Source organism: Leifsonia poae, from assembly GCF_027921845.1.
Classification (GTDB): Bacteria; Actinomycetota; Actinomycetes; order Actinomycetales; family Microbacteriaceae; genus Leifsonia; species Leifsonia poae.
This window is the reverse complement of the sequence record NZ_BSEN01000003.1, coordinates 320,812-346,584: the sequence shown is the minus strand read 5'-3', so window position 1 is coordinate 346,584 and position 25,773 is coordinate 320,812. Positions and strand designations below refer to the sequence as shown.

General features: G+C 70.2%; 28 protein-coding genes. 10 read left to right on the top strand and 18 right to left on the bottom strand.

Translation table 11 applies throughout. The features are described 5' to 3' along the window. Positions 1-5 precede the first annotated feature (5 nt). The 5 genes from PKE84_RS05280 to PKE84_RS05260 all read right to left on the bottom strand — a co-directional run bounded on the left by PKE84_RS05280 (position 6) and on the right by PKE84_RS05260 (position 4,184). On the bottom strand, positions 6-1,130 hold the full coding sequence (locus PKE84_RS05280; protein ID WP_271176169.1) for a S1C family serine protease: 1,125 nt from the start codon (positions 1,128-1,130) through the stop codon (positions 6-8). A 56-nt stretch (positions 1,131-1,186) separates the two neighbouring features. Continuing rightward, positions 1,187-1,660, bottom strand: coding sequence for a GNAT family N-acetyltransferase (locus PKE84_RS05275; protein ID WP_271176168.1), 474 nt, complete (start codon positions 1,658-1,660; stop codon positions 1,187-1,189). A gap of 177 nt (positions 1,661-1,837) precedes the next feature. Further along, positions 1,838-2,110, bottom strand: a complete 273-nt coding sequence (locus PKE84_RS05270) for a DUF2277 domain-containing protein (RefSeq protein ID WP_271176167.1) — start codon at positions 2,108-2,110, stop codon at positions 1,838-1,840. Positions 2,111-2,193: 83 nt separating this feature from the next. After that, positions 2,194-2,634, bottom strand: coding sequence for an SRPBCC family protein (locus PKE84_RS05265; protein ID WP_271176166.1), 441 nt, complete (start codon positions 2,632-2,634; stop codon positions 2,194-2,196). 2 nt (positions 2,635-2,636) lie between these two features. Then, positions 2,637-4,184 carry a phytoene desaturase family protein gene (locus PKE84_RS05260; protein ID WP_271176165.1) on the bottom strand — a complete coding sequence of 516 codons (1,548 nt, stop codon included), beginning with the start codon at positions 4,182-4,184 and terminating at the stop codon, positions 2,637-2,639. An 86-nt stretch (positions 4,185-4,270) separates the two neighbouring features. Between PKE84_RS05260 and PKE84_RS05255 the strand changes: the two genes are divergently transcribed. The 5 genes from PKE84_RS05255 to PKE84_RS05235 all read left to right on the top strand — a co-directional run bounded on the left by PKE84_RS05255 (position 4,271) and on the right by PKE84_RS05235 (position 9,464). After that, entirely contained in the window at positions 4,271-5,029 is a 759-nt protein-coding gene (locus PKE84_RS05255; RefSeq protein ID WP_271176164.1) for a low temperature requirement protein A, read from the top strand. Beyond that, on the top strand, positions 4,995-5,453 hold the full coding sequence (locus tag PKE84_RS05250; protein ID WP_271176163.1) for a low temperature requirement protein A: 459 nt from the start codon (positions 4,995-4,997) through the stop codon (positions 5,451-5,453). Before PKE84_RS05255 ends, PKE84_RS05250 begins: the two co-directional genes overlap by 35 nt. Before the next feature lie 200 nt (positions 5,454-5,653). Beyond that, a complete protein-coding gene (locus tag PKE84_RS05245) occupies positions 5,654-7,861 on the top strand; it encodes a DEAD/DEAH box helicase (protein WP_271176162.1) in 2,208 nt (735 codons plus the stop codon). Positions 7,862-8,027: 166 nt separating this feature from the next. After that, complete coding sequence (locus tag PKE84_RS05240) at positions 8,028-8,537, top strand: hypothetical protein (RefSeq protein WP_271176161.1); 510 nt, start codon at positions 8,028-8,030, stop codon at positions 8,535-8,537. A gap of 69 nt (positions 8,538-8,606) precedes the next feature. Beyond that, the gene (locus tag PKE84_RS05235; protein ID WP_271176160.1) at positions 8,607-9,464 is read left to right on the top strand and encodes a patatin-like phospholipase family protein; all 858 of its coding nucleotides are present in this window, start codon (positions 8,607-8,609) and stop codon (positions 9,462-9,464) included. 93 nt (positions 9,465-9,557) lie between these two features. Here the strand turns inward: PKE84_RS05235 and PKE84_RS05230 are convergent, their stop codons facing one another. From PKE84_RS05230 to PKE84_RS05220, 3 genes are read right to left on the bottom strand one after another with little or no spacing between them, the layout of a single operon-like run. After that, the gene (locus tag PKE84_RS05230) at positions 9,558-10,481 is read right to left on the bottom strand and encodes an aminoglycoside phosphotransferase family protein (protein WP_271176159.1); all 924 of its coding nucleotides are present in this window, start codon (positions 10,479-10,481) and stop codon (positions 9,558-9,560) included. A 31-nt stretch (positions 10,482-10,512) separates the two neighbouring features. Next, positions 10,513-12,552, bottom strand: coding sequence for a glycogen debranching protein GlgX (gene glgX / locus PKE84_RS05225; protein ID WP_373877113.1), 2,040 nt, complete (start codon positions 12,550-12,552; stop codon positions 10,513-10,515). Continuing rightward, positions 12,546-12,767 carry a hypothetical protein gene (locus PKE84_RS05220; RefSeq protein WP_271176158.1) on the bottom strand — a complete coding sequence of 74 codons (222 nt, stop codon included), beginning with the start codon at positions 12,765-12,767 and terminating at the stop codon, positions 12,546-12,548. The genes glgX and PKE84_RS05220 overlap by 7 nt, the downstream gene beginning before the upstream one ends. A gap of 189 nt (positions 12,768-12,956) precedes the next feature. Here PKE84_RS05220 and PKE84_RS05215 point away from each other — a divergent pair, with 189 nt between their 5' ends. Beyond that, entirely contained in the window at positions 12,957-13,352 is a 396-nt protein-coding gene (locus tag PKE84_RS05215) for a hypothetical protein (protein WP_271176157.1), read from the top strand. 64 nt (positions 13,353-13,416) lie between these two features. Here the strand turns inward: PKE84_RS05215 and PKE84_RS05210 are convergent, their stop codons facing one another. From PKE84_RS05210 to PKE84_RS05195, 4 genes are all read right to left on the bottom strand, one after another. After that, positions 13,417-14,334 carry a putative endonuclease domain-containing protein gene (locus PKE84_RS05210; RefSeq protein WP_271176156.1) on the bottom strand — a complete coding sequence of 306 codons (918 nt, stop codon included), beginning with the start codon at positions 14,332-14,334 and terminating at the stop codon, positions 13,417-13,419. A 160-nt stretch (positions 14,335-14,494) separates the two neighbouring features. Then, positions 14,495-16,234, bottom strand: coding sequence for a malto-oligosyltrehalose trehalohydrolase (gene treZ / locus PKE84_RS05205; protein ID WP_271176155.1), 1,740 nt, complete (start codon positions 16,232-16,234; stop codon positions 14,495-14,497). Beyond that, a complete protein-coding gene (treY, locus tag PKE84_RS05200) occupies positions 16,231-18,576 on the bottom strand; it encodes a malto-oligosyltrehalose synthase (RefSeq protein ID WP_271176154.1) in 2,346 nt (781 codons plus the stop codon). Before treY ends, treZ begins: the two co-directional genes overlap by 4 nt. Continuing rightward, positions 18,573-18,920: a hypothetical protein gene (locus PKE84_RS05195; RefSeq protein WP_271176153.1), complete on the bottom strand. Its 348-nt coding sequence runs from the start codon at positions 18,918-18,920 to the stop codon at positions 18,573-18,575. Before PKE84_RS05195 ends, treY begins: the two co-directional genes overlap by 4 nt. A 165-nt stretch (positions 18,921-19,085) precedes the next feature. On the opposite strand from PKE84_RS05195, the gene PKE84_RS05190 reads away from it, so the two are divergent. Then, complete coding sequence (locus PKE84_RS05190; protein ID WP_271176152.1) at positions 19,086-19,283, top strand: multidrug transporter; 198 nt, start codon at positions 19,086-19,088, stop codon at positions 19,281-19,283. Between the two features lie 84 nt (positions 19,284-19,367). On the opposite strand, the gene PKE84_RS05185 is transcribed toward PKE84_RS05190, so the two are convergent. The 5 genes from PKE84_RS05185 to PKE84_RS05165 are packed head-to-tail and all read right to left on the bottom strand — an operon-like array spanning position 19,368 to position 22,135. After that, positions 19,368-20,279, bottom strand: coding sequence for an alpha/beta hydrolase family protein (locus PKE84_RS05185; RefSeq protein WP_271176151.1), 912 nt, complete (start codon positions 20,277-20,279; stop codon positions 19,368-19,370). 39 nt (positions 20,280-20,318) lie between these two features. Further along, positions 20,319-20,864: an AAA family ATPase gene (locus tag PKE84_RS05180; RefSeq protein WP_271176150.1), complete on the bottom strand. Its 546-nt coding sequence runs from the start codon at positions 20,862-20,864 to the stop codon at positions 20,319-20,321. Then, positions 20,861-21,073: a three-helix bundle dimerization domain-containing protein gene (locus PKE84_RS05175; protein WP_271176149.1), complete on the bottom strand. Its 213-nt coding sequence runs from the start codon at positions 21,071-21,073 to the stop codon at positions 20,861-20,863. The genes PKE84_RS05180 and PKE84_RS05175 overlap by 4 nt, the downstream gene beginning before the upstream one ends. 44 nt (positions 21,074-21,117) lie before the next feature. Further along, positions 21,118-21,477 (bottom strand): DoxX family protein, encoded by a 360-nt coding sequence (locus PKE84_RS05170; RefSeq protein WP_271176148.1) that lies wholly within the window; start codon positions 21,475-21,477, stop codon positions 21,118-21,120. A gap of 22 nt (positions 21,478-21,499) precedes the next feature. Beyond that, the gene (locus tag PKE84_RS05165) at positions 21,500-22,135 is read right to left on the bottom strand and encodes an NAD(P)-dependent oxidoreductase (protein ID WP_271176147.1); all 636 of its coding nucleotides are present in this window, start codon (positions 22,133-22,135) and stop codon (positions 21,500-21,502) included. 80 nt (positions 22,136-22,215) lie between these two features. Here PKE84_RS05165 and PKE84_RS05160 point away from each other — a divergent pair, with 80 nt between their 5' ends. Next, complete coding sequence (locus tag PKE84_RS05160) at positions 22,216-22,701, top strand: MarR family winged helix-turn-helix transcriptional regulator (RefSeq protein WP_271176146.1); 486 nt, start codon at positions 22,216-22,218, stop codon at positions 22,699-22,701. A 109-nt stretch (positions 22,702-22,810) separates the two neighbouring features. Continuing rightward, positions 22,811-23,314 (top strand): hypothetical protein, encoded by a 504-nt coding sequence (locus PKE84_RS05155; protein ID WP_271176145.1) that lies wholly within the window; start codon positions 22,811-22,813, stop codon positions 23,312-23,314. A 106-nt stretch (positions 23,315-23,420) separates the two neighbouring features. Here PKE84_RS05155 and PKE84_RS05150 read toward each other — a convergent pair whose 3' ends face one another. Then, entirely contained in the window at positions 23,421-24,395 is a 975-nt protein-coding gene (locus tag PKE84_RS05150) for a RidA family protein (RefSeq protein WP_271176144.1), read from the bottom strand. Between the two features lie 193 nt (positions 24,396-24,588). On the opposite strand from PKE84_RS05150, the gene PKE84_RS05145 reads away from it, so the two are divergent. Beyond that, positions 24,589-25,737, top strand: coding sequence for a glycoside hydrolase family 183 protein (locus PKE84_RS05145; protein WP_271176143.1), 1,149 nt, complete (start codon positions 24,589-24,591; stop codon positions 25,735-25,737). Positions 25,738-25,773 lie beyond the last annotated feature (36 nt).

The following is a 25,773-nucleotide window of genomic DNA, read 5'->3' as shown; positions in this document are numbered from 1 at the left end:
CACCGCTAGTCCGCCAGCGTCACCGTCGTGGTGTGCGAGCGGCCGTTGTGAAGGAAGTCGACCCTCACCGTGTCGCCCGCCTTGCTGGTGAGCTGGATGTGCGTGAGCACGTCGAGGTTGACCGCCCGCTGACCGTTCACCGCGGTGATCACGTCGCCCGGATGGATCCCGGCGTCGTCCGCAGGCCCGCCCGGCACGACCGCTTGCACGAACAGTCCGTCGGCCACGCCGTAGCGCACCGCGACCGCGTGCGGGATCGGGATGACGTCGGCGCCGACGTTCGGATAGGAGACCTCGCCGTGCTCGATGAGCTGGTGCGCGAGCGGGATGGCGACCGACTGCGGAACGGCGAATCCGATGCCGACGCTGCCCGTGCTGGTCTGTCCGCCGGAGCCGGGCACGGTCGCGATCGCCGTGTTGATGCCGACGAGGCGACCGTTGCAGTCGACGAGCGCGCCGCCCGAGTTGCCCGGGTTGATGGACGCGTCCGTCTGGATCGCGCCGACCAGGATCGCGTTGCGGTCGTCGTCGCTCGGCACCGGGACGGTGCGTCCGAGTGCGCTCACGATGCCGGCGGTCACGGTGCTCGAGAGCCCGAGCGGGGCGCCGAGCGCGACCACCGGCTGGCCGACGGACAGGGAACCGGAGTCGCCTTCGTCGATCACCGGGAGGGCATCCGGGCTGGTGACCTTGATCACGGCGAGGTCTGTCTTCGGATCCCGCCCGACGATGCGGGCGCGCAGTTCGTGACCGTCGCTGAAGCGCGCGGAGACGGTTCCCGAGGTGGCGGCGGAGGAGATCACGTGGTTGTTGGTGAGGATGTAGCCGTCGCTGGTGATGATCTCGCCGCTGCCGTTGCTGGAGCCGTTACGGGTCTCGACGACGATCGTGACGATGGTCGGCAGCACCCGGTCGGCCACCGAGGCGGCGTCGCACGAGCCGCGCTGGCCGCCGAGTGCGAGGGTGGTGACCGTTCCGGCGATGAAGCCGCCCGCGATCAGGATGAGCGCGGCGGCCGTCGCGATGCCCGCGATGAGCCAGCCGCGGAGGTTGGTCGTGCGGTCGGCGGGCGGCTGGTTCGCCGCGTCACCGTCGCCGGACTGCGCGTTCGCGTCGCTCTCCTGTGCCACCGCGGGACCCCTCTCCGATGCCTGCCGTCAGGCTAGCGGCACGGTGAGGATGCGCGCTAGACGAGTTGCGGCGTGAGGGTCTTCGAGTAGCAGACCGAGTAGGGATCGCCCACGTAGTCCCCGAAATTGGGGATGCGCGCGTACCCGCGGCGCTCGTACAGAGCGATCGCCGCGTGCTGCAGCGGTCCGGTCTCGAGCTGGAGGAGCGTCACGCCGTTCGCGCTCGCCGCCTGCTCGACCGCGGTGAGCAGGGCGGAGGCGAGTCCCTGGCCGCGCGAGTCCTCGTGCACGAACATCCGCTTCAGTTCGGCGGCGCCGTCGCTCTTGACGACGAGTGCCGCGATCCCGAGCGCTCGTCCGCCGGCATCGCGGCCGACGAAGACGGTGACGCCGGGCTTCTCGAGCTCCGACACGTCGAGCAGGTAGCAGCTCTCCGCGGGATAGAGCGAGAAGGCGTAGTCGTCACTGAGCTGCAGCAGCGCCTCGACACCGGATGCGCGCGGCGGCTCGACGGTCACGGTGATGGGCATGCCGAAACGCTACCGCCCCCGCATTTCCCGCAGATTACGCCAGCCGCCCTCGCCAGCCGCCCCCGCCAGCTCGCGCTTTCCGTTGAGGGGCGGCAAATCGGCCTAAACACGCCGACTGAGCCTGCGTTCGCCACCCCTCAACGAAGAGGAGCGACGGCGCGAGCCGGCCAGCAGCGGTCAGGCGGCGGCGAAGCGGCGGGCCGAGCGCTCCTTCAACTTGGCCGCCTCCTCTTCGCGGTTCTTCGGCGGGGCCGTCGTCACCAGGTCGTCGAGGAGGTGCTGCGTGAGGTGCGCGATCTCGGCGACGGCCCGGTCGAACGCCTCCGCGTTCGCCTTCGACGGCTTCGTCGTGCCGCTGATCTTGCGCACGTACTGCAGAGCCGCGGCGTGCACCTCGTCACTGCTGGCGGCTGGCTCGAAATTGTGGAGAGTGTGGATGTTCCGGCACATGCGAAGAGGGTACGCCCGACGCCGCACGAGCACTACCGCCCGACGAGCACTACCGCCCGACGAGCACTACCGCTCGACGAGCACTACCGCCCGGCGCGACCGATCGCCACGTACTCCAGCCGTCGCAGCGTCTCGGCGTTGCGGATGCGCAGCGCGAGGTCGGCGAGCCACGTCGGGATGAGCCGGACCGGTCCCGCGCTCGGGAACTCCTCCATCCGCACCACGCAGCCGTCCCCGCGGGGCTTCGCCTCGATGATCACGCGCTCCTCGCCGGGCGGACGCGTCTTCGCGGTGAGCACCATCCGGCGCGGAGGGTCCCACTCCAGCACCTCCGTCTCGTCGTTCAGCACGAGCGGCCAGACCCCGATCGAGTGATGCAGTTTCGTGCCGGGCTCCGGATAGGCGGGGTCGGCCGCGCGCAGGCGCGACGCCCCGACGACCCAGGTCGGATACACCCACGGGTCGGCGAGCACGGCGAACACCTCGTCGGGGGTGCAGGCGAATCGTTTGACGTTGACGGACACGACTACTGCTCCGGCAGTCCGTCGTCGCGCAGGCTCAGCGCGGCGACATCTTCCGGCATCGGCACCGGAGGCTGTTCCGGGAGCGCCCCGGATGCGGCATCCGGACCGAGTGGCGGCATCTCGGTGACCCCGAACTCGTGGCGCAGAGCACTTCTGGCGGCGTAGTAGCCGGAGAGCCCGTGCACGCCGGGGCCGGGAGCCGCCGCCGCCGACGCGAGGTAGAGACCGCGCCCGGGCATCCGCCACGGCTCGGTCGACACGACCGGCCGCGCGATCAGCTGCTTCAGCGTCGGCGCTCCCGCAGAGATGTCTCCGCCGACGTAGTTGGGGTTGTAGCGCTCCATCTCGGCCGCGGTGCGGGAGGCGGACCCGATGATGAGGTCGCGGAAACCGGGGGCGAAACGCTCGATCTGCCGGATGATCGCCTCCTTCTGGTCGACGGTCGACCCCCGCGGGACGTGCGTGTACGCCCAGAGCACGTGCTGGCCGGCGGGGGCCCTGGTCGGGTCGACGATCGACGGCTGCGACACCAGAACGTACGGGTCGGCGCTGTGGCGTCCGGCAGCCACCTCGCTCTCCGAATGCGCGATCGCGGCCCGGGTCCCGCCGAGGTGCACAGTCGGCGACTCCATGAGCTCCGGATTGCTCCACGGCACCGGTCCTGAGAGGGCGAAGTCGGCCTTGGAGACCCCGTTCCCGTTGCGGAACGTGGAGACGCGGCGCAGATAGTGCGCCGGCAGGCGGTCCTCCCCGAGGCGGGCAGCGGCCTCCATCCCGGTGTCGAACAGGACCACGCGGGCGGACGGCAACTCGCCGAGACTCTCGATCTCGACGCCGGTCACGACGACTCCGCCGTGCGCTTCGATGTCGGCGACCATGGCGTCGGCGATCGCCTGACTGCCGCCGATCGGCACCGGCCAGCCGCGGGCGTGCGCGTAAGTGGCGAGTGTGAGGCCGGCGGCTGCCCCGGCGAGGCTGGGGAGCTCGACGGTCGCGTGCGCGAAGACGCCGGTCAGCAGGGCGCCGGCCTCCTCGCCGCGGAAGGGCGCGTCCCACCACGGACCGCCCTGGCTGAGCAGCGCCAACCCGAACTGTGCAGCGGTGATCGGATGCCGCGGCACCTGGAAGAGCTGCGAACCGGTGAACTGCGCGACCTCGTCGGCCTTGCGCACGAGCGGTCCGAGGAGGGCGCGCCAGGCGGGGCCGTCGGCGCCGAGCGACTCCGCGGTGCGCTCGAGGTCGTGGTACGCGATCGCGGCGCGGCCCCCGTCGAGTGGATGCCCGTACGAGGCGGTCGGCACGGCGAACTCCACGCGCTTGTCGAGCCCGAACCGCCGGAAGAAGCCGGACGCGAAGGCGAGCGGATGCACGGCCGAGCAGATGTCGTGCACGAAGCCGGGGAGCGTGATGGCCTCGGTGCGCATCCCGCCGCCCACGGTCGCGTTGCGCTCGTAGACCTGCACGGAGAGCCCGGCCCGCGCGAGGGTCACGGCGGCGGCGAGCCCGTTGGGGCCTGATCCGATCACGATCGCGTCGGGTTCGGTGTTCATGCCTCCCTGTATACCCCGTCGGTCGCACGCGGCCCAGGGTGGCGACGGCATCGACGGCCGTTTGCCAGTCCCAGTACCCTTCCGTCATGGCGAATCGGCTCACGCAGGCCGCGGAACGGGTATCGACGGTCGAACTGCTCTTCGACCTCGTCTTCGTGTTCACGATCACGCAGGTGACGGAGATCGTGGTCGAGCATCCGAGGTGGAGCGGCGTCGGTCAGGCCGCGCTCATCCTGGCGGTCGTGTGGTGGATGTACGACGCGTTCGCCTGGCTCACCAACCAGGCGCCGGCCGACAGTACGGTGCTGCGTATCGGGCTGGTCGCGGCGATGGTGTCGTTCCTCCTCATGGCCGTCGCGATCCCGGATGCCTTCGGCGACGGGGGAATCCTGTTCGGCTTCACCTACCTCGCGGTGGTGCTGATCCACTTCGGGCTCTTCGCGTCCCTGGGGCGGTCGGGTTCCGCGCGGTCGATGCTGCGCGTGATCCCGTTCAACGCGGCCGGCGCCGTGCTACTCATCATCGCCGGCTTCGTGACCGGTCCAGCCGACTGGATCCTGTTCGCCGTCGCGCTCGTCGTGATGGTCTCGACCTCGTTCACGAGCGGCCCGACCGGGTTCGATCTGGGCGCCTCGCACTTCGTCGAGCGGCACGGACTGCTGATGATCATCGCGTTCGGCGAATCCATCGTGTCCGTCGGCGTCGGTGCCGGGCATCACGAGTTCGGCGCGCAGATGATCGTGGGCACCGTGTTGTCGGTCGCCATCGTGGCGGCCCTGTGGTGGTGCTACTTCGTTGTCGGTCGCCATCGTGGCGGCCCTGTGGTGGTGCTACTTCGCCGGTGACGACGAGCGCGCAGGGCTCCGGATGACCGAGGCGTCCAGTCGGCGTCGCTCGACACTCGCGCTCACCGCGTTCGCACTCGATCACTACGTGATGATCCTCGGCCTGGTGCTGCTGGCGGCCGGCGTCCGCTTCGTGACCGGGGACGTCTTCGCCGTCGCGCCGGCGGCCGGTGCGTGGCTGCTGGCGTTCGGCGTGGCGCTGTACCTGGTGGGGGACGCCCGCTACCGGCAGGAGCTCGCCCTGGGACCGGCACTGATCCGCTATCTGGCTGCGCTGGTCTGCGCGGCGACCGGACTGATCGGGCTCGCGGTCGCGTCGCTGTGGCAGCTCCTCGCGCTGCTGATCGTGCTGGTGGTCGTGATCGCCGGCGAAGCCGCACGGGCGAAATCACCGACCATTCCCAGCATCGATCCTGTATCGTAGATAAGTCGGCTCTTGACACCGCGCTTTTCTGTGCGGATGGGTTTGTAAGTCAGGTGGGCCGGTTTCGCCGCCGATCGGCGGGCGAATGATCACAAGTATGTGAACGGCCCCGGCCAAAGACTGCCCGGGTTCTCCCCGAAGCGCGAGATCTCATCGCGCGCTCCGTTATGCACACGAGAACAACCCAGGAAGAAACAGTCATGCCCGGATTCAAGAAACACGGCAACTCCGCACCCGGCGCCCGCAAGGGCGGTCCGAAGGCCGGCAGCCGCAGCGCAGGCCACCGCGGATACCGTCCCGCAGAAGAGGCGCCCAAGAAGCAGCGCTGGAACGCCGACGAGCGCGCCGCCCGCGGCCGCGCCACCTACGGCAGCCGCGACGCCCAGACCGGCGCCTCCGCCGGACGCTCGGAGCGCCCGAACTGGGAGCCCCGCGGCAAGGACGCCCGCCGTACCTGGCCGGCCAATGACGAGCGCGCCGGCCGTACGGGCGAGCGCAGCGACCGTAGTGACCGTGGCGCCCGCTCCTCCGACGAGCGCGCCCCGCGCCGCGACTTCGACAACGACCGTCCGCGTCGTTCGTTCGACGACCGTGCCCCGCGTCGTGACGACCGCGCGCCCCGTCGCGACTTCGACAACGACCGCGCTCCCCGTCGCTCGTTCGACGGTGACCGCGCCCCGCGTCGCGACTTCGACAACGACCGTCCGCGTCGTTCGTTCGACAGCGATCGCGCCCCGCGTCGTGATGACCGTGCCCCGCGAAAGGACTTCGACAACGACCGGGCCCCGCGCCGCGATGACCGTGGCGACCGTGCCCCGCGTCGCGAGTACGGCTCCGACCGTCCGCAGCGCGACTTCGGTGGCGACCGCGCCCCGCGTCGCGACTTCGACAACGACCGTCCGCGTCGTTCGTTCGACGACCGCGCACCGCGTCGTGATGACCGTGGCGACCGCGCTCCGCGTCGCGAGTACGGCTCCGACCGTCCGCAGCGTTCGTTCGACGACCGCGCTCCCCGCCGCGATGACCGTGGCGACCGCGCACCCCGCAAGGACTTCGGCAGCGACCGCGCCCCGCGCCGCGACTTCGACAACGACCGCGCTCCCCGCCGCGACTACGACTCGAAGTTCTACCCGAGCCGCGAAGAGAAGCCGGCGTTCACCGCGCACGACGACGTCGTGCTCGAGCGCCTCGAGGCCGAAGCCATCCAGGCGGCCGACGTCGACGGCGTGACCTTCGGCGACCTCGGCATCGGCGGCAACATCTCCCGCGCCCTCGCCGAGCTCGGTGCTGCGACCCCGTTCCCGATCCAGGCTGCGACCATCCCGGATGTGCTCGCCGGCAAGGACGTGCTCGGTCGCGGCCGCACCGGCTCGGGCAAGACGATCGCCTTCGGCGCTCCGCTGGTCGAGCGTCTGATGACGATCTGGGCGGAGCAGGGCAAGGCCGGCGGAAAGCGTCAGATGGGCCGCAAGCCGCGCGCCCTCATCCTGGCGCCGACCCGCGAGCTCGCGCTGCAGATCGACCGCACCGTTCAGCCGATCGCCCGCAGCGTCGGCCTCTTCACCACCCAGATCTACGGAGGCGTGCCCCAGGCCCGCCAGGTCGGCGCGCTCCAGCGCGGTGTCGACATCGTGATCGGCACCCCCGGACGCATCGAGGACCTCATCGAGCAGGGTCGCCTCGACCTCAGCGAGGTCGTCATCACCGTCCTCGACGAGGCCGACCACATGTGCGACCTGGGCTTCCTCGAGCCGGTGCAGCGCATCCTGCGCGAGACCGCCGACGGCGGCCAGAAGCTGCTCTTCTCGGCCACTCTCGACAAGGGTGTCGCCCAGCTCGTCAAGGAGTTCCTCCCCGAGCCGTCCGTTCACGAGGTCGCCGGTGAAGACCAGGCCTCGTCGACGATCGACCACCGCGTGCTCGTGGTCGAGCACCGCGACAAGGGTGCCATCATCGAGCAGCTCGCCGACCGCGAGGGCAAGACCCTGGTCTTCGCCCGCACCCGCGCCTTCGCCGAGATGCTCGCCGACCAGCTCGACGACGCCGGCATCCCGGCCGTCAGCCTCCACGGCGACCTCAACCAGTCGCGCCGCACGCGCAACCTGGCGCAGCTGACCAGCGGTCGCGTGAACGTGCTGGTGGCCACCGACGTCGCCGCCCGTGGCATCCACGTCGACGACATCGACCTGGTCATCCAGGCCGACGCTCCGGATGAGTACAAGACCTATCTGCACCGCTCGGGCCGTACGGGCCGCGCCGGCAAGCAGGGCACGGTCGTCACGCTGATCCCGCGTCAGCGCCAGCGCCGCATGAGCGACCTGCTGGGCCGCGCCGAGATCGAGGCCGAGTTCGTGCCCGCGATCCCCGGCGACCAGCTGATCACCGATCTCGCGCAGGCCGGGGCGTAACAGCCGCCGCTTCCGCGAGCATCCGCGCAAGAGCCGTATCGGACCATGTCCGGTGCGGCTCTTCGTTCGTCTACTGGGCCCCGCGGCTCGGCTGCCGCATTTCGATTTCCGAATTTCTACAGCGTGTAGAAGTATGGATCGAGGGGCACCTGAGCGAGGAGGACCCATGACGATCGACGAACTCGGCCGTGCCGGCTCCGGCAGCGGTGGCGGACTGATCGGCGGTGCGCTGATCGAGGACGCCGCAGAACGGATGGCGCGGGACTGCCCGCGCGATCCGGATGCCGTGCACGACGCCTTACGGGAGCGGGTGATCGACAAGCTGCACGACACCTCGAGGCTCGCCGAGGTCGTCGATCTGCGCGCGTCGTCGTTCGTCCCGTGCCCGGGCGCGAGCGCGTCGGCCATGAGTCTGAGGCACCTGCGGGGTCCGATCCCGACGGTCGCGGTGCAGCTCTACGCGCTGGCGAACGCGGACGGGCCGACGCCGTGCCAGCTGCTCGGCTGGGCGCTGACCCTGTTCGGGTCTGACTGGTTCTACGGCGCCTACGTGCTCGACACCGAAGACGAGGGCCTGCAGAGCATCGTGGTCTACCTCAACCACCGGCTGCAGCCGATCATCCCGGCTCAGAGCATCCGGGAGAACTGCGAGCCGGTGGCGCACCTGCTGGCGTGAGGCCGCCGCCCGAATTTCGGGGGCGTCACCTGCGAGGTCGCGCTACCCTCCGGGGGTAGCGTGTGCTCCATGACCAATGGAACGATCGTCTTCGCCGGTGGCGGAGTGGCGGGCATCGCGTGGGAACTCGGCGTCGTGGCCGGCCTCGCGGATGCGGACCCCGAGCTCGCGGAACGCCTCCTCGCTCCGGAGGTGGGATTCATCGGCACGTCCGCCGGGTCGGCCGTCGCGACGCAGCTCGCCAGCGGCGCCCCTGTCAGCGAACTGTACGCGGCGCAGCTGGCGGACGAGACGGCGGAGTTCGATCCCAAGGTCGACCTGGCCGCACTCATGGAGCGGTTCATGGCGATCGCCGATCCGGATGCCGGTCCCGAGGACATCCGCCGGCGCATGGGTCAGCTCGCGCTCGACACCGACACCGTCAGCGAGGACGAGCGGATGGTGTCCATCGAAGCCCGGCTCCCGCACGAGGACTGGCCGGAGCGGCAGCTGCGCATCACCGCGATCGACGCCGAGAGCGGCGAGCTGAGGGTGTTCGACGCCGACTCGGATGTCTCGCTCGCGTCGGCCGTCGCAGCGAGCTGCGCCGTGCCCGGCGTGTGGCCGCCCGTCACGATCGGCGAAAGGCGCTACATCGACGGCGGGATGCGCTCCCTCGCGAACACCGACCTGGCGGCCGGCTCCGACTGGGTGCTCGTGATTGCTCCGGTCGTCCCGGGCGCTGTCGGTTTCGGCCAGTTCCCGGAGGCGGAGCTCGAGGCGGTCGCTCCGGCGCCCGTCACGGTCGTCTACGCGGACGAGGCGTCCGTCGCGGCGTTCGGCGCCAACCCGCTCGATCCGGACACGCGGCGCCCGTCGGCCGAGGCGGGCTTCGCCGTCGGCCGCGCCGCCGCACCCGCGGTCGCCGCCGCCCTCTTCGCCGCCTGACCTTGCGTTGAGGGGTGGCAAACGCAGGCTCGTACGGCGTGTTTACCTGAGTTTGCCACCCTTCAACGAAAAGCGGGTCGGGGGCAGGGCGGGTCAGGCGGGGTGCGCCAGCTGGGTGAGTGCGTGACGGCCGAGTGCGGCCATCCGGGGGTTGTCGTCCGAGTGGGCGGCCAGCGCCGTCCCCATCGAGACCGCCCAGCCCGCGGCGCGCGTCCACGTGTCGTCGTCGATGGGTGCGAGCTGCTGGAGCCGCGTGCGGAACCGCGCTCGCGCATCCGGTTCGAAGGTCAGCCAGGCGGTCGCCAGGTCGGTGGCCGGATCGCCGGCGGTCAGGTCGCCGAAGTCGATCACGGCGGCGAGGCGGCGGGGCTCCGCACTGCTCAGCAGCAGGTTGCCCGGGTGCAGGTCGCCGTGCAGCCAGATCGGCGGGCCGTCCCAGAGCGGCGCGGCGACCGCGCGCTCCCACACGGCGACGAGCGGCGCGACGTCGTGCCGGTCGGCGAGCCTGCCGATCCGTTCGCGCACCGGTTCCTCGCGCGTCGCGAGTGGCACCCCGCGCACCGGATTGTGCGGAACGGGCACCGGCAGCAGGTCGGTCGCCGACGAACCGACCGGCGCCGGGATGTGCAGTGCCGCCACGAACTCTGCGAGCGGCTCCGCGAGGGGATCCCGCTGAGCGCCCGACACGTCGGCGCCGTCGACCCCGTCGAGCCAGCGGACGATGCTCCAGGCCCACGGAAACGCGTCGCTCGGCGCTCCGACGCGCACCGGAACCGGCACCGCGACAGGCAGCCGGCCGGCCAACGCCGGCAGCCACGCCTGCTCGTTCGCGATGAGCTGCGCCGCGACCGTCCGGCGCGGAACGCGCACCGCGAGGTCGTCGCCGAGCCGGTAGATCACGTTGTCCCAGCCGTCGGCGACCAGCTTCAGCGGGCCCGCGAGATCCGGATGCTGGGCAGCGATGAGTGCGGCGACGAGCGCGGCGTCGACAGGGATGTCAGCTTCGGGCGTGAGCACACCCGACCATATCAAGCGGGCCGGACGGCCCTCAGTGCGCCGAGCGCAGCAGCGCGAACGACGAGCCGGCGAGCGTCAGCGCAGCCGAATCGCCGAGGGCAAGCTCGGGATCGCTCGACAGCTCCAGCGCCCAGGGCCCGAGCGGGGCATCCGGCAGCGTGAAGTCCACCCCGTTATCCGCAGCGTTGAGCAGCAGGGCGAAGGCGTCGCTGCCCTCGTGCATCAGCACGAAGGTGATCGCCTTGGCGTCGGGGTCGTCCCAGTCGTCGTCCTCGAAGTCGGCGCCGTCGGCGCGCACGATCTGCACCGTCAGCGGTCCGCCCACCTCAGGGGAGTGCCGGTACCAGTCCGGGCGCAGAGCGGGCTCAGCGCGGCGCAACCGGATGAGCGTCTCGGTGAACGACCGCAGCTCGCTGTCGGCGGCGTCCCAGTCGAACCAGGAGATCTCGTTGTCCTGCGCGTAGGCGTTGTTGTTGCCCTGCTGCGTGCGGCCCATCTCGTCGCCGCCGAGGATCATCGGAACGCCGGCCGAGAGAAGCAGCGTCGCCAGGAAGTTCTTGCGCTGCCGCGTGCGGCGGGCGAGGATCTCGGGGTCGTCGGTCGGGCCCTCGGCGCCGTTGTTGCTGGAGCGGTTGTCCGACTCGCCGTCCGCGTTGTCTTCGCCGTTCGCGTCGTTGTGCTTCTCGTCGTAGCTCGTGAGATCGGCGAGGGTGAAGCCGTCGTGCGCTGTGACGAAGTTGACGCTCGACAGCGGCGAGCGGCGGGACTCCTCGTAGACGTCGGGGCTGCCGAGGACGCGCTGCGAGAGCGTCGCGAGCATCCCCTCGGTCCCGCGCCAGAAGTCGCGCACGTCGTCGCGGAACTTCCCGTTCCACTCCGACCAGTCGGCAGGGAAGCCGCCGACCTGGTAGCCGGCCGTGTCCCACGGCTCGGCGATCAACTTCACCGGTGCGAGTGTCGGGTCCTGCTGGATCAGCGTGAGGAACGCGCTGTGCAGGCTCGCGTCGCCGCCCTGGCGGGTGAGGGTCGTCGCCAGGTCGAACCGGAATCCGTCGACGTGCATCTCGGTCACCCAGTAGCGGAGCGAGTCCATGATCAGCCCGAGGGCCGCCGGGTGGCTCACGTTCACACTGTTGCCGGTGCCGGTCGTGTCGAAGTAGTGGGCCTTGTCGTCTTCGACGAGCCGGTAGTACGACTCGTTGTCGATGCCCTTGAGCGACAGCGTCGGCCCGAGGTCGTTGCCCTCGGCCGTGTGGTTGTAGACGACGTCGAGGATGACCTCGATGCCGGCCGCGTGCAGGGACTTCACGAGGTTCTTGAACTCGTCGACCTGACCGCCGAGATCCCCGGCCGAGGAGTACTCGCTGTGCGGTGCGAAGAAGCCGAGCGTGTTGTAGCCCCAGTAGTTGCGCAGCCCCTTCTCCTCGAGGTGCGAATCCTGAGCGAACTGGTGCACGGGCATCAGCTCGACGGCCGTCACTCCGAGCGAGGTGAGGCTCTCGATCGCGGCCGGATGCGCGAGCCCGGCGTAGGTGCCGCGCAACTCCTCCGGCACCCCCGGATGCCGCATCGTGAAGCCCTTGACGTGCGTCTCGTAGATGATCGTCTCGGAGAGGCGCGTGCGCGGTGCGCGGTCGTCGCCCCAGTCGAAGGTGCCCGGATCGGTGACGACGCCGAGCATCACGTGGCCGGCGCCATCCGTGTCGTCGCGGATGGTCGGTTCGTCGAGGTCGTGACCGAAGACGGCCTGACCCCAGTCGTACGCGCCGCTCACCGCGGTGGCGTGCGGGTCGAGCAGCACCTTGTTCACGTTGAAGCGCAGGCCCTCATCCGGATCCCACGGACCGTCGACGCGCAGCCCGTAGCGGGCGCCGGGGCCCATGCCCTCGACCAGCCCGTGGAAGACGTGCCCGGTGCGGCTGAGCAGCGGCGTACGCGTCTCGGTGCCGTCGTCGGCGAAGACACTGACCTCGATGCTGTCCGCGCGCTCGCTGTAGATCGCGACATTGGCCCCGCCCTCCACGAGGGTGACGCCGAGCGGGTACGGGAAGGACGTGCTGCGGCTCAGCACGGCGGCCGGAGAAGCGACGCGGCGGACTCGAGGGTGCGCGACTGGCCGACCTCGACGGACCGGTCGAGGCGCGGTCCCTTCAGCGTCACCCACACGCTGCCGACCTGCTCGATGTAGCCCCGGATGCCGTTGCCGGCGTCGACGCGGTAGATGCCGTCAGCGCCTTTCTCGACCGTCCATGCTCCGCCATCCGTCTGGTACACCGCTGCCGTCATCACCTAGTCCTCGTCCTTCGTGCTTAGCAAGGCTAACGAGCGAGTGGGCCGGGTGACCAGCCGTTGACATCGGGTGGAGACTCGGTTACGGCTGAGGTGCGGGAGCGCGACGCGCACCGACGGAACAGTGGATGCACGGCACTGGACACTGGGTTGGGCATCCGGCACCTGACGACGAGCGGAGACGGCATGACGGGCGAGGACATCCTGGTCGACAGCGTCGAGGTCGTGCACCGCGTCGACAACGTGTGGGTGCATTTCCATCTTTCCGGCGAGCTGCCGCACGAGTCGGGCGCGACCATCACGGTCGAGGCGACGTCGCGCGATGGGTCGACGCGTCTGGTCGGGGTGACGCTCAACCACCCGCAGCCCTCCGAGCTGTTCGTGGCCGACGACGAGGACCGCACGGTGGTGAGCGTCGGGACCGAGCGCATCTCGGAGCGCGTGCTCACGGCCGCCTTCCCGCCCGACGCCTTCGACGGCCTCGGCGCCGATCCGGCCTTCGCGGTGCGGCTGCAGCGGGACGACGACGATCGGGAGCTCGGCGTCCCCGTCACCGTCACCGACCCACCCCTCATCGACTGACCCCCGGTCTTTCCCGGGGGCGCGAGTCGGGGATTAATCACGTCCTACGACGATTTCGCGATACTTATCCCCGACTCGATCGAAGGAGGGCCCGCCGGACGCGACCGACGACGTCGGACGGCGCATCGGCGGCGGTGACGAAGATCACGAACCAGCCGCGATCGACGAGCATCTCCCGTCGAGCGATGTCCTTGCGGTAGACATCGCGGCTCGTGCGGTGATGATCGCCGAGGTACTCGATGGCGACGCCGCGATCGGGATACGCGAGGTCGATGAGCGCGAGCAACGCGCCGCTGCTGTCGAAGACCGGATGGTTGAGCTCCGGCGAGGGGAGTTCGGCGGCCTCGAGGGTCAGTCGCAGCCTGCTCTCCTGCGGTGACATCGATCCGTAGCGGATCTTCTCCAGCGCCTCGCGCAGCCGGCGAACCCCTCGGCGCGCTCCGTGGCGATCGGCCGCCGCGACGAGCGACTCACGAGACTCCTTCGGAGGTCGTCCCGAGTACGGCTCCTCTCCGGTGATGAGAAAGTCCCCGACGGCCACCAGATCCTCGACGGAGAGGGCGGCGCCGAGCTGAGCCCACGTGTCCGCCGGTGCGATCACCGGGAGCCCGTGCGCCTGCGACACCCGCTGGCCGGAGACGCTGAGCCGATGTGCGCGTATCCCGCGCAGTTGCGGCGGATGCGCAGGCTCGAACACGCTGACCTCGACGATCTCCGGCCGGCTCGACAAGCGGAGCGGCATCGTGTGGAGCACGGCCGCGCTGCGGTGGCTGAAGTACGAGGCGGACGGCAGCACTGCGGACGCGGCCCGGCACAGCGCGATGTGATCCGACAGGTCGATGCCGAGCGTGCGCGCGCCATGGAAGGGGCGCTGCAGGTCGTCGTCGTAGAGGCGCCTGCGGGCCACGCCGACGTCGCGCGCGTCGGCGAAGCGGAAGCCCTTCACGGAGAGCTCGGAGGGGAGTCGAGGCGGGTGTCGCATCCCACATTGTCGCGAGTTCCGTCGAGCCGCCGGCCGCCTCATCCACGCCTTCGATCGAGTCGGGGATTAAGCACGCATATTCGTCCAGGGGCGTGCTTAATCCCCGACTCGATCTGCGGGGTTGCGCGTGGGCGCGCGAGCGCGGGCGCGTGAGCGCGCGTCAGCGCAGCACGGCGACGCCGGTCCCGTTGAGCATCAGGGTGCCGCCCTCGAAGCCGATCGAGCCGAACGCGACGCAGAACTCGCTCTCCGTCACCCGCAGCTCGCGGTGTCCGCTGCCGAACCCGGCGACGACCAGCAGGCCGCCGCGACGGAACGTGAACAGCCCGGATGCCGCATCCGCCACGACGTCGGTGGCCGGCTCCGCCGCATCCACCGTCGACCGGAGTGCGATGAGGTCGCGGTAGAGAGCGAGCAGCTTGGCGTGCTCCGGATGCTCGAGCTCGCGCCAGTCGAGGCGTGAGCGCTCGAACGTGGCCGGGTCTTGGGGGTCGGGCACGAGCTCGGGGTCCCAGCCCATCCTGGCGAACTCGGCGATCCGTCCGCGCGCCGTCGCTTCGCCGAGCTCCGGTTCCGGATGCGACGTGAAGAACTGCCACGGCGTGGTCGCTCCCCACTCCTCGCCCATGAAGAGCATCGGGGTGAACGGCCCGAGCAGCGTGTTGGCCGCCGCGACCGCGAGACCGCCGGGGTCGAGCGTGGCGGTGAGACGGTCGCCGGTCGCCCGGTTGCCGATCTGGTCGTGGTCCTGCGAGAACGCGACGAGCCGGGTGAACGCCGTGCCGGCATCGAGCGGGCGCCCGTGGTGGCGCTCCCGGAAGCTCGACCAGGTGCCGTCGTGGAACCAGCCGTGCTCGAACACCTTCGCGAGCGAGTCGAGACCCTCGAAGTCGGCGTAGTAGCCGGTCGTCTCCCCCGTGAGGTTGACGTGCAGGGCGTGGTGCACATCGTCGTCCCACTGCGCGTCGAGCCCGAACCCGTGCTCGGCGCGCGGCCGGATCAGTTTCGGATCGTTGAGGTCGCTCTCGGCGATCAGGGTCGCGGGACGTCCGGTCTCGTCGGCGAGCTGGGAGACCTCCGCCGACAGTTCTTCGAGCAACGGCAGAGCCCGGCTGTCATGCAGGGCGTGCACGGCGTCGAGGCGCAGGCCGTCCACGTGCATGTCGCGGAGCCAGAACAGGGCGTTGTCGAGGATGTAGCGGCGCACCTCGTCGGACTGCGCACCGTCGAGATTCACCGCATCGCCCCACGGCCCGGCCGCCGCTTCGCTGAGGTAGGGCCCGTAGACCGGGAGGTAGTTCCCGCTCGGGCCGAGGTGGTTGTACACGACATCCTGGATGACCGCGAGACCGCGGGAGTGACAGGCGTCGACGAAGCGCTGGTACGCATCCGGCCCGCCGTACGGTTCGTGCACGGCGTACCAGAGCACGCCGTCGTAGCCCCAGCCGTGCGTGCCGTTGAACGCGTTCACCGGCAGCAGTTCGACGGCTTCGACGCCGAGCGCGGAGAGGTGCGGCAACCGCTCGATGGCGGCGTCGAGCGTGCCCTCCGGCGTGAAGGTGCCGATGTGCAGTTCGTAGATGACCGCGCCCGTCAGGCTGCGACCAGGCCACGCGGAGTCGCTCCAGGCGAAGTCGTCGGGGCTCCAGGTGCGGCTCAGGGCGTGCACCCCGTCCGGTTGCCGGAGCGAGCGCGGGTCGGGGTACGGCCCGGCGCCGTCGACGAGGTAGCCGTAGTCGACCGCCTCCTGATCGGATGCCGGACTCTCGCCGTCGGGCAGCGCCCACCAGCCGCCGGGTTGCGCGACGAGCGGACGCTCGGAGCCCTCGGCGACCAGGCTCACGGTCGTAGCGTTCGGCGCCCACACGGGAAACGCCGACACGGGAAAGTCGCCGCTCATCGCGTCACCAGCAGCGCGACCGGATACACCGCGAACAGCTCGGCCACGGCGGTCCCGCCGGAGTACCGCCTGCCGGTGAACTCGTCCACGAGTTCGCGCTCGCCGAGGTCGATCGCCGTGTCGCCCCAGCTGCCTGCGACCTCCAGGGTCACCGGAAGCCGGGTGGCGAGCGCGATCGCGCCGCCCCTGTCGAAGCCGATCAGATGCTCGGCGCGCTCGCCGGTCGCCTCGACCGGCCGGTAGTCCGTCAACAGCTCCGGATGCTCGCGGCGCACCCTCAACGCCCGCGACGTGACCAGGAGTTTCGCCGCGCCCGACTCGTCGACCGGCGGCAGCCATCCGGTGTCGAGGCGCTCGAGCAGTTCGCTCGCCGCCTCGAAGTCGACGGGGCGCCGGTTGTCGGGGTCGACGAGCGAGCGCTCCCAGCGCTCGGAGCCCTGGTAGACATCCGGCACGCCAGGGGAGAGCAGCTGCAGCAGTTTGGCGCCGAGCCCGTTCGAGGCACCCGGGGATTGGACCGCCGCCACGAAGTCTGCGACCTCCGCGCTCACGGCGGGGTCGTCGAAGGCGGCGTCGACGAGGCTGAGCAGCGCGGCCTCGAACTGCTCGTCGCCGTCGGTCCACGCGGTCGACGCGCCCGCCTCGCGGGCCGCCTTCAGTGCGTACTCGTGCAGACGCTCACGCGACGCCGGCCAGGCACCGACCACCGCCTGCCAGACCAGGTTCTCCAGCGAACCGTCGCCGACCGAGACGCGACCGCGGACGTCCGCGATGAACCGTTCCCAGCTGGAGGGCACCTCGGCGAGCACGGCGATGCGCGCGCGGGTGTCTTCGCTGCGCTTCGTGTCGTGCGTGGTCAGAGTGGTCATCGTGTGGGGGAGCCGAGCCATCCGGTCGGCCTGGCGGGCATGGAACGCGGACGGCGCGAGCGCGAACTGCGCGGGATCGGCGCCGACCTCGGTGAGGGAGGTGAGGCGGGTGTAGCGGTAGTACGCGTTGTCCTCGACGCCCTTCGCCATGATCATCCCGGACGTCTGCTGGAAGCGCACGGCGGCCGGATGCGCGGGGTCGGCGAGCGTGACGGCCAGCGCGGCGATGGTCTCGGCGAGGTCGGGGCGGGACTCGGCGGCCGCGCGAGCGGCGTGATCCAGGTGCTCGGCGCCATACGGGAGGTACGAGCGGTAGACCGGCAGCGCCGACGCGAGCTCGGCCAGGGCATCGACGACGTCCGGGTCCTCGGCGCCGCCGGCTGTGTCGTCGCCCGCGTCGTCGCCCGCTTCGCCGGCGACCTCGCGGGCCAACCGCCGAATCTCGGAGTTCAGGATGCCGTCGGCCACCGCGCGCTTGCGGCGCCGCACCAGAACATCCCAGTCGCCGGACTCGAACCGGTCGTCCAGGTCGATCGCCAGCAGCGTGAGCGGATCCTCACCACGCGGGTCGACGAACACCCGGTCGATGTCGGCGAGCACCTCGTAGCCGGTGGTGCCGGCGACCGGCCATTCGGCGGGCATCCGCTCCTCGCCCTCGAGGATCTTCTCGACCCACACCGGGCGTCCGTCGGCCAGGTCGGCGAGCCGCCGCAGGTACGCGCCGGGGTCGGCGAGGCCGTCCGGATGATCGACCCGCAGCCCGTCGGCCAGGTCGTCGGCGAGCCAGCGGCCGATCTCGGCGTGCGACGCGTCGAACACCTCCGGCCTCTCCACGCGCAGGCCTGACAGGCTGTTCACCGCGAAGAAGCGCCGGTAGTTGAGTTCGTGGTCGGCGCGCCGCCACGAGACGAGCTCGTAGTGCTGGCGGTCGTGGACCTCGCGCGGACTGCCGTCGCCGGTACCCTCCGCGATCGGGAAGCGGTGGTCGTAGTAGGCGAGTTCGCCCTCGTCGATCCGCAGCGCATCCAGTTCGTCGGCCCCGTCACCGAGCACGGGGAGACGCACCCGGTCGCCGCCCGCGGCCCAGTCGATGTCGAAGTAGTCCGCGAATCCGGATGCCCGTCCGTGCGTCAGCACGTCCCACCACCACGCGTTGCGTCGTGGCGTCTCGATCCCCATGTGATTCGGCACGATGTCGACCAGGATGCCCATGCCGAGGGCGTGCGCGGCATCGGCCAGAGCGGCCAGCGCCTCGGGGCCGCCCCGCGCCGGGTCGACGCGGGAGTGGTCGATCACGTCGTAGCCGTGCGCCGATCCGGGCTGCGCCTCGAGCAGCGGCGAGAGGTAGACCCAGTCCACGCCGAGGCGTTGCAGGTACGGAAGAACGCGCAATGCGTCATGCAGGGTGAAGTCCGCCGAGATCTGCAGACGGTACGTGCTGGCCGGCAGGTCGTGCGGAGGTCGCTCGTTCACGCCGGCGGCCGCCCGTCGTGGCCGGTGGCGACCGGCTCGGTGCAGCGCGGGGCGTCGGCGCCTCCGAAGCGACGCGCGAGTGCGGCCTTCGCGTCGGCGAGCAGAGCGAAGTGCCCGGCGAACGTGCCGCGTCCGTCGCTGGCCACGAAGCCGTGCGGCGAGCGCTCGACCATGCCGATGTAGCTGCCACCGGCGTTGCCGACCCAGAGTCCCGGCTCGATCATGACCCAGAGCCCGTGGCCGAGCCCGGGCGCGCAGGGCGCGGTGAAGTCACCCGACTGCGCGCGCCCGGTCTCGACCGGACCGCCGGCGAGCCGAGGTATCTCAGCTGTGTGTGCGGTCATCCCATTCCTTGCTCTGGTTTCCCCTTCTCTGAGTTATACGGGGTCGCCGACGGGACGCCAAGACGGGCGCAGGGGGTTGACAGGGAGGACGCGACATGGATTGCTCGGTGCACCGGCCGTCACACGGTCGCGGATGCCCCCACGCTGGGCGGAACGGAGACCACGATGGGTGAACCTGCGGACGACGACAGGGCAGAGCACGAGGCCGCGCGGGAGGATCAGCTCACGACGGCGCCCAAGGCGTCCGACGACGACGCCGATCCGCGCATCGACGTCACCGACCGGGGCGACGGCATCACGCGCATCGACATCCGCGACGACGCCGCGGTTCGCCCCGGCGCCGACCCGGATTCATCTCGTTGAAGGGCGGCAAATGCGCCTAAACACGCCGACCGAGCCTGCATTTGCCACCCCTCAACGAAAGCGGGCCGCGTGCGGCGGGGTCGGTCAGTGCGTGTGCGTCAGCACGAACGAGATCAGCGCGTCGAGGTAGCCCGGAACGAAGGTCTCGGTGCCCGGGAGCTGCAGGCGATGGTCGCCGCCGGCGAGCACCGCGAGGCTCAGGAACTCCGGAGGCACGAGCTCGGCGAACCGGTCGGCGCTCTCGTCGACCGGAACGATGTCATCGGCGCCGCCGAACAGCCCCAGCAACGGCACCCGGATGCCCCGCAGCGCGTCCGCCGGATCGAAGTCGACGATCGTCGCAGCGAAGTCCCACAGTTCGCGCGTCGTCGGCACGAAGGCGTTCGCCGCGGCCAGATCGTCGAGCGCGCGGCGACGTGACGGATCCGCCATCCACTCGGACGCCTCGGCGAACGGCGTCCCGTCCGACAGGGTGAACGCGAGCTCGTCGAACGTCGCGGCCGCCTCGACCTCGCGCTCGAGTTCGAGACCGAGAGCGGCGAGATGCCCGCGCGTCGCGAAGGCCTCCTGGGTCCGCGGCGTCACGCCGGGCCCCGAGTTGGTGATGACGAACTCGGCGTGTGACGGCGCCGCGGCGGCCAGCACCACCCAGCCACCCTGGCTGTGGCCGAAGAGGCCGGCCGGTGTCCCCGGGAGCTCGCCGCGCGCGACCGAGAGCGCGGCGGTCAGGTCGCCCGCCTGTCGCTCGATGTCGGCCGTGAGCCACGAGCCGCCGGATGCGCCGACCCCGCGCTTGTCGAAGGAGGTCACCGCTATCCCGACGGCCAGCAGGGCCTCGCGGATGGGCGGGAACAGCACATCGTTGTCGCGATCGGACGGCCCCGAGCCCGGCTGCATGAGAACGAGTGCACGCGGCGGACGCTCATCCGGCAGCCAGAGCGAGCCGGCCAGCGTGACACCGTCGGTGGCGACGGCCGTGAGCTCGCGCGCGCTCATCGGATCGTCCCGATCGTCCGCGGCGGGGTGCTCATGCACTCATCCTGCCGTCTGCAGCACCTCGAGGGCTATGGCTCGTGCGTCTCGCGCGGTCGTGTCGATCACCGGGCCGGGGATCGCGGCCGCGTCGAGCACGCCGTCCAGCTCGCCGTGCCGGGCCAGGTGCCAGCTCAGCTCGGCGGTGTCGCCGTCGCCGTCGCCGTCGGCGCGGTGCCGCGCCCGCAGGCGCCGCTCCCCTTCGCGCGGGTCCACCGTCAGCCGGATGATCGTCGGCGTGACGCCGCCGAGGGCATCCCGGTAGTCGTCGATCGCGGCGACCTCCTCCAGCACGCCGGCGAGAACGAGGACCTGCGCTCCCGCCGCCCGGTAGTTCGCCGCGACCGAGCGCAGATTCGTCAGCTCGATGGCGTTGTTGAACCGGTCGCCCTCCGGTGACGGCCAGCCCCGGCGCAGCGCGTCGAGGTCGATCACCGCATGCGGGATGCCGCGCTCGGCGAGCAGCGCGCCCACGGCATCCGCGACCGTCGTCTTGCCGACGCCGACGGTTCCGTTGAGGAACAGGACGGACGGGGCCGCCTCCGTCACGCGCTCGCGCGCTTTTCCTGCTTCAGCGTGGACTTGGCGCCGTGTTCGACGAGCACGGCGATGTAGTCGCGCAGCTTGGCATGCTGGAACGTCTGGTACGTGTCCTCGACGATCTCGGCGACGTGCTCGTCGGTCATGTTCGGGTACTTCTCCTGGAGACGCTTCACAACGTCGTCGATCGCATCGCGCTCAGACTTCTTTCCGGCCATGGTCGAAGGCTGGCGTAGCAAGATTGCAGAAAGCTGGGAGCGCGTCAGAGCCAGGTCAGTGTCGCCCAGAGCGTCGCCGAATTCAGCACGAGCAGCGCGGTGGCGAGCCCGAACTGCGCGGACAGATCGTGCGCCAGCACGTGGGTGTAGAGCGCGCAGACGAAGAACACGACCAGGCCGGCGGCCGCAGCGACGGCGATGACCGGAGCGGCGAGCATCCCGACCAGGAGCCCGATCGCGCCGAGCGTCTTCAGGGTGCCGATCGGGAAGGTGAGCCACGAGACCGGGACGCCCGCGGCGGCCATGCCGGGCAGGATCGGCTTGAAGTGCACCAGGGCCGCGACACCGGAGAAGCCGTTGGCGACGATCGCCGTCCACACGACGATGACCGAGAGCAGGGACACGATCGCTCCTCCTTCGCGCGCGTCAGTTCGCGATGCCGACGGGTTGGCCCACCGTTGCCGGGTCGCCGAGGGCGTCGAGCATGGCGCTCGCGACGTCGGCGCGGGAGACGGAGAACGCCCGCCCGATGTTCGCCCCGACGACCGTGCGGTAGGCGCCGGTGGCGGGCTTCGCGGTCAGCTTGGGCGGTCGCACGACGGTCCAGTCGAGCCCGCTGGCGCGGAGCACCTGCTCCATCCGGTCGAGGTCGTCGTACACCGGCTTGAGGATCGAGCCGATGAGCGGCATGAGCACCCGCTTGTTCACGAACGCGTCGTGCTCGGGCGGCGGCCCGACCGGGGCGGCGCTCACGGCGACGATGCGCGGCACGCCGGCCTGCTTCATCGCCTCGACGATGACGGCGGTGATCGGGGCGGCGACGGGCCCGTCGTTGCGTCCGCGCGGGCCGATGCCCGAGAGCACGGCGTCGCGCCCGTCGAGTGCGGGCACGAGAGCGGCGGGATCGTCGAACGCGTCAACGCGCACGATCTCGGCCTCCGCCGGAAGGTCTGCTGTCGACGAGCTCCGGATCACGGCCGTGACCTCGTCTCCGCGGCCGATCGCCTGCGTCACCAGTTCGCGGCCGATGCCGCCGCTCGCTCCGAATACCGTCACCCTCATGGCGACCGCCTCTCAATTAATATGATTTTCATATTGTCACTCAAAGTGATTATCTACGCAAGTGCCGATATGCTCGGCACATGACCGATGACACGGATGCCCTGGCCGCCCTCGACACGCGCGCCGCCTTCCTGCTCAGTCAGCTGGGCGCGTACACGGCGCAGCAGTTCGCGGAACGGCTGGCGCCGCTGGGCATCCGGCCGGTGCAGTTCGGGGTGCTCACCCGCCTGCGGAACGCCGACACCGGGGTCGAACTCTCGCAGCAGCAGCTGTCGGAGGCCCTCGGCATTCACCGCAACGTCATGGTCTCGCTGATCGACTCGCTCGAGGAGCGCGGTCTCGTGCAGCGGGGAGCGCATCCGAGCGATCGTCGGGCGTACGCCATCCGGCTCACCGATGCCGCACACGCAGTGCTCGGCGAAGCGACCGCCGCGGCCGACGCGCTGGAGGAGCAGCTGACCGTCGGGCTGAGCGAGTCGGAGCGGGAGGTCCTCGTGGCGCTGCTGCGCCGGATCACCGTTGAGCAGGGGATCGCCGCGGGCGTGCATCCGGGGCTCGCGGGCTGATCGCCTGCGGCCGGATCACTCCAAAAGGGTGACGCGCAGGCGCGGGAGGCGGAGTTGACTCGTGCGCGACGGCCAGCGGGCCGGACGCGACAGGAGTCAGGTGAGGCGGATGAGAGCACGAGCGGGACTCGCAGTGTCGATCGCGGCGGCGATCCTGGTGTCGATGACCGGATGCGACCTGTTCGCTCCGCAGGAAACCCTCTACATCAAGGAGGCGAGCGACGGCGTCAGCGGAAACGTGGGGCCCGTCTTCATCGGCAACGCCGTGATCGTCGCCGACTCGCAGAAGGTCGGAAACCTGGTCGTGACCCTGATCAACCAGGGCTCGTCGAGCGAAGACGTGAAGATCGCGTACGGGAGCGACAGCCAGAATCAGCAGACGATCTCTCTCGGTCCGGCGGAGACCAAGCAGCTCGGCACCGCGGACGGCACGCTCGTCTACTTCACCGAGCTGACGTCCATCCCGGGCTCGCTCGCGAACGTCGGATTCACGACCGGCGACGCGGCCGTCGACCTGCAGGTCCCGGTGCTCGCGGGAGACCTGCCGCCGTACACGACCCTGACGCCGACGCCATTGCCGTCGCCGTCCCCGACTCCGCTCCCGTCGCCCTGAGGTCTGCGCCTCTTTCGTCGGGCCCCTTCCGTTGAAGGGTGGCGAATCCGTCGACCACCGGCGTGTTTAGGCGCGTTAGCCGCCCCTCAACGAATCGGGCCGCCGCTCAGGCGGGGTCGACGCGGAAGCGCAGCTCGCGCTCCTGGCGGAAGGGCTCCTTCAGCTCGAAGTTCTCGAACGCCGCGCCGCCCGGGATCGTCGACGTGCTCGCCCAGTACGCCTGGCGCGCGTTGACCAGCACCTGCAGTGCCGGGTCGGGGTCGGCCGCGGTCCAGGTCTGAACGGCGCGGAGTCCCACGTACTTCCAGTGCTCGGCGACGTCATCGGCGTACACCGCCGACACCGGGTCGTCTTCGTCGGTCGTCGCCGACACCTCCACCTCGCCCGCGGCGTTGCGCGGCAGCGCGGCCACGCCGAACGCCGCATGCTCGGTGAAGTGCACGCCCTCGAAGCCGGGCCAGAGCAGCGCCGGTGTCACCGTGCGGTCGACGAGCTGCACGCGCCGGAGGCGTGCGAAGTTGCCCATCGTCGCTGTCAGCACGCAGAAGTCGAGGTCCGCGGAATCCGGCAGACGGATGGCGGCGACGCTCAGCTCGTGCGGCCGGTCCGCACGGAAGCGCACCCGCACGGCGACGCTCGCCCCGTTGTCGAAGCGTTCACTGATCACGTAGACCGTGAGGCGCTCGACGCCGTCGACGGTGTCCACGACACCGCGCGCCGGTGAGGACGGGTCCCGGGGAGTTGTGTCGTCGAGCGAGTCCGCGCTCCAGAAGCGCTTGCCCTGTGCCGCGTCCAGTCGGCTCGGCTCGAGCTCCGAATACCCGCGCTCGGCCTCGCCGGTCACGATCGGCTCGACCGCGATGAAGTTGAGCAGCCGATCGCGCGCATGCCCGAGATACGGCGTGTAGATGCGCAACAGACCGCGCGGACCACCGAGGGGATGGAGTCCGAGCTGGATGCCGTCGGGGTGACCCCAGCGAGGTTCCGCCGGCGCATCCGGGACGGGCCGCAGCCAGCCTGCGTCGACGACCGTCGCTGCCGGGTCGGAAGGGATGGAAGGGAGCGATTCAGTCGAACTCATTGCGGACATCCTTGTGCGTCAAGCGAGATCTGGTCGTCCACTACCCTAGCCGGGCGGTTAAGAATTTGAAATCGGTTTCGCTCAAGAAAACATTGAGAAGCAGGCGGCATGCTGGTGATCTGAGTCGACGCTTGACGAAACCGATTTCTTAAGGTTCACTGATATCCATCGACGCTCAAGGGAGAGGAACGGCATGACGCTGACGCGACCGCGAACCCGCCGCGCACCCCTGGTGCGTGGGGTGGCCATCGCATCCGTCGCCGCTCTCGCAGCCGTCGCTTTCGCGGGATGCTCGAGCTCATCCGCCGCCATGCTGAGCACGGAGAAGATGCCGTTCGTGTTGTCGGGAGTGACGAACGTGAAGCGGGTCGCCCAGCTCACCGGCCACGATTCTCTCAACAAGACCGCCCGCTACGAAATCGCCGGACAAGACCTCGGGTCGATGTTCCAGGCCGGCGGCAAGACCTGGTTCGTCTTCGGCGACACCTTCGGTCAGCGCGAAGACGGTCTCACCGGCGGCGGAGGCACCGAATGGCGATCCAACGCCCTCGCATACACGACCGATACCGACCCGACCGACGGCATCCGGTTCGACGGCTACATCTCCGACGACCTCGGCTGGGCCACGGAGCTGATCGACTCGAAGAAGGTCGACGGCACCGAGATGACGACGATCCCGACCTACGGTTTCGAGGCGAACGGAGCGATGTATCTCGACTACATGTCGGTGAAGCACTGGGGTGAGCCGGGTGAGTGGGAGACCAACTACGCGGGCTTCGCAAAGTCGACCGACGACGGGCGCACCTGGACCAAGCTCGCTGCACCTCGCTGGGCGGGAGACAGCAACTTCGTGCAGGTGAGCGTGTCGAAACGTGATGGCGACCTGTACTTCTGGGGCGTCACGCACGGACGCTTCGGCGGCGTGCAGCTCATGAAGGTGCCGGAGAAGGACGTCGAAAAGCAGTCGGCCTACCGCTACTTCAGCGGCACCGCCTCGAACGGCGCCCCGCGTTGGAGCGCGGACATCGCCGCAGCGACGACGATCGTCGACGACACGGTCGGGGAGCTGTCGGTGGTCTGGAACGACTACCTGTCCCGCTGGATCATGACCTACACCGACGGCGGGGGCGACGGCACCGCCATCCGGGAGGGCGCGACGCCCTGGGGGCCGTGGGGTGACAAGCACACGCTCGTCTCCTCGTCCGACGTGCCCGGGCTGTACTCGCCGTACATGCTCCCGCAGTACACCGAGAACGGCGGGCGCACGATCTACTTCACGCTCTCCGTCTGGGATCCCTACAACGTCTATTGGTACAAGGCCGACCTGGTCAGACAGGGCTAGGCCCACACACGTCGGCTCGAAGACGAGCCGCATCAA

Excerpts from the sequence above, each read along its gene's own strand:
- PKE84_RS05275 (WP_271176168.1), bottom strand. The coding sequence starts at position 1,660 with ATGCCCATCACCGTGACCGTCGAGCCGCCGCGCGCATCCGGTGTCGAG.
- PKE84_RS05270 (WP_271176167.1), bottom strand. The coding sequence starts at position 2,110 with ATGTGCCGGAACATCCACACTCTCCACAATTTCGAGCCAGCCGCCAGC.
- PKE84_RS05260 (WP_271176165.1), bottom strand. The coding sequence starts at position 4,184 with ATGAACACCGAACCCGACGCGATCGTGATCGGATCAGGCCCCAACGGG.
- PKE84_RS05255 (WP_271176164.1), top strand. The coding sequence starts at position 4,271 with ATGGCGAATCGGCTCACGCAGGCCGCGGAACGGGTATCGACGGTCGAA.
- PKE84_RS05245 (WP_271176162.1), top strand. The coding sequence starts at position 5,654 with ATGCCCGGATTCAAGAAACACGGCAACTCCGCACCCGGCGCCCGCAAG.
- PKE84_RS05240 (WP_271176161.1), top strand. The coding sequence starts at position 8,028 with ATGACGATCGACGAACTCGGCCGTGCCGGCTCCGGCAGCGGTGGCGGA.
- PKE84_RS05235 (WP_271176160.1), top strand. The coding sequence starts at position 8,607 with ATGACCAATGGAACGATCGTCTTCGCCGGTGGCGGAGTGGCGGGCATC.
- PKE84_RS05220 (WP_271176158.1), bottom strand. The coding sequence starts at position 12,767 with ATGACGGCAGCGGTGTACCAGACGGATGGCGGAGCATGGACGGTCGAG.
- PKE84_RS05215 (WP_271176157.1), top strand. The coding sequence starts at position 12,957 with ATGACGGGCGAGGACATCCTGGTCGACAGCGTCGAGGTCGTGCACCGC.
- PKE84_RS05210 (WP_271176156.1), bottom strand. The coding sequence starts at position 14,334 with ATGCGACACCCGCCTCGACTCCCCTCCGAGCTCTCCGTGAAGGGCTTC.
- treZ (WP_271176155.1), bottom strand. The coding sequence starts at position 16,234 with ATGAGCGGCGACTTTCCCGTGTCGGCGTTTCCCGTGTGGGCGCCGAAC.
- PKE84_RS05195 (WP_271176153.1), bottom strand. The coding sequence starts at position 18,920 with ATGACCGCACACACAGCTGAGATACCTCGGCTCGCCGGCGGTCCGGTC.
- PKE84_RS05190 (WP_271176152.1), top strand. The coding sequence starts at position 19,086 with ATGGGTGAACCTGCGGACGACGACAGGGCAGAGCACGAGGCCGCGCGG.
- PKE84_RS05185 (WP_271176151.1), bottom strand. The coding sequence starts at position 20,279 with ATGAGCGCGCGCGAGCTCACGGCCGTCGCCACCGACGGTGTCACGCTG.
- PKE84_RS05175 (WP_271176149.1), bottom strand. The coding sequence starts at position 21,073 with ATGGCCGGAAAGAAGTCTGAGCGCGATGCGATCGACGACGTTGTGAAG.
- PKE84_RS05165 (WP_271176147.1), bottom strand. The coding sequence starts at position 22,135 with ATGAGGGTGACGGTATTCGGAGCGAGCGGCGGCATCGGCCGCGAACTG.
- PKE84_RS05160 (WP_271176146.1), top strand. The coding sequence starts at position 22,216 with ATGACCGATGACACGGATGCCCTGGCCGCCCTCGACACGCGCGCCGCC.
- PKE84_RS05155 (WP_271176145.1), top strand. The coding sequence starts at position 22,811 with ATGAGAGCACGAGCGGGACTCGCAGTGTCGATCGCGGCGGCGATCCTG.
- PKE84_RS05150 (WP_271176144.1), bottom strand. The coding sequence starts at position 24,395 with ATGAGTTCGACTGAATCGCTCCCTTCCATCCCTTCCGACCCGGCAGCG.
- PKE84_RS05145 (WP_271176143.1), top strand. The coding sequence starts at position 24,589 with ATGACGCTGACGCGACCGCGAACCCGCCGCGCACCCCTGGTGCGTGGG.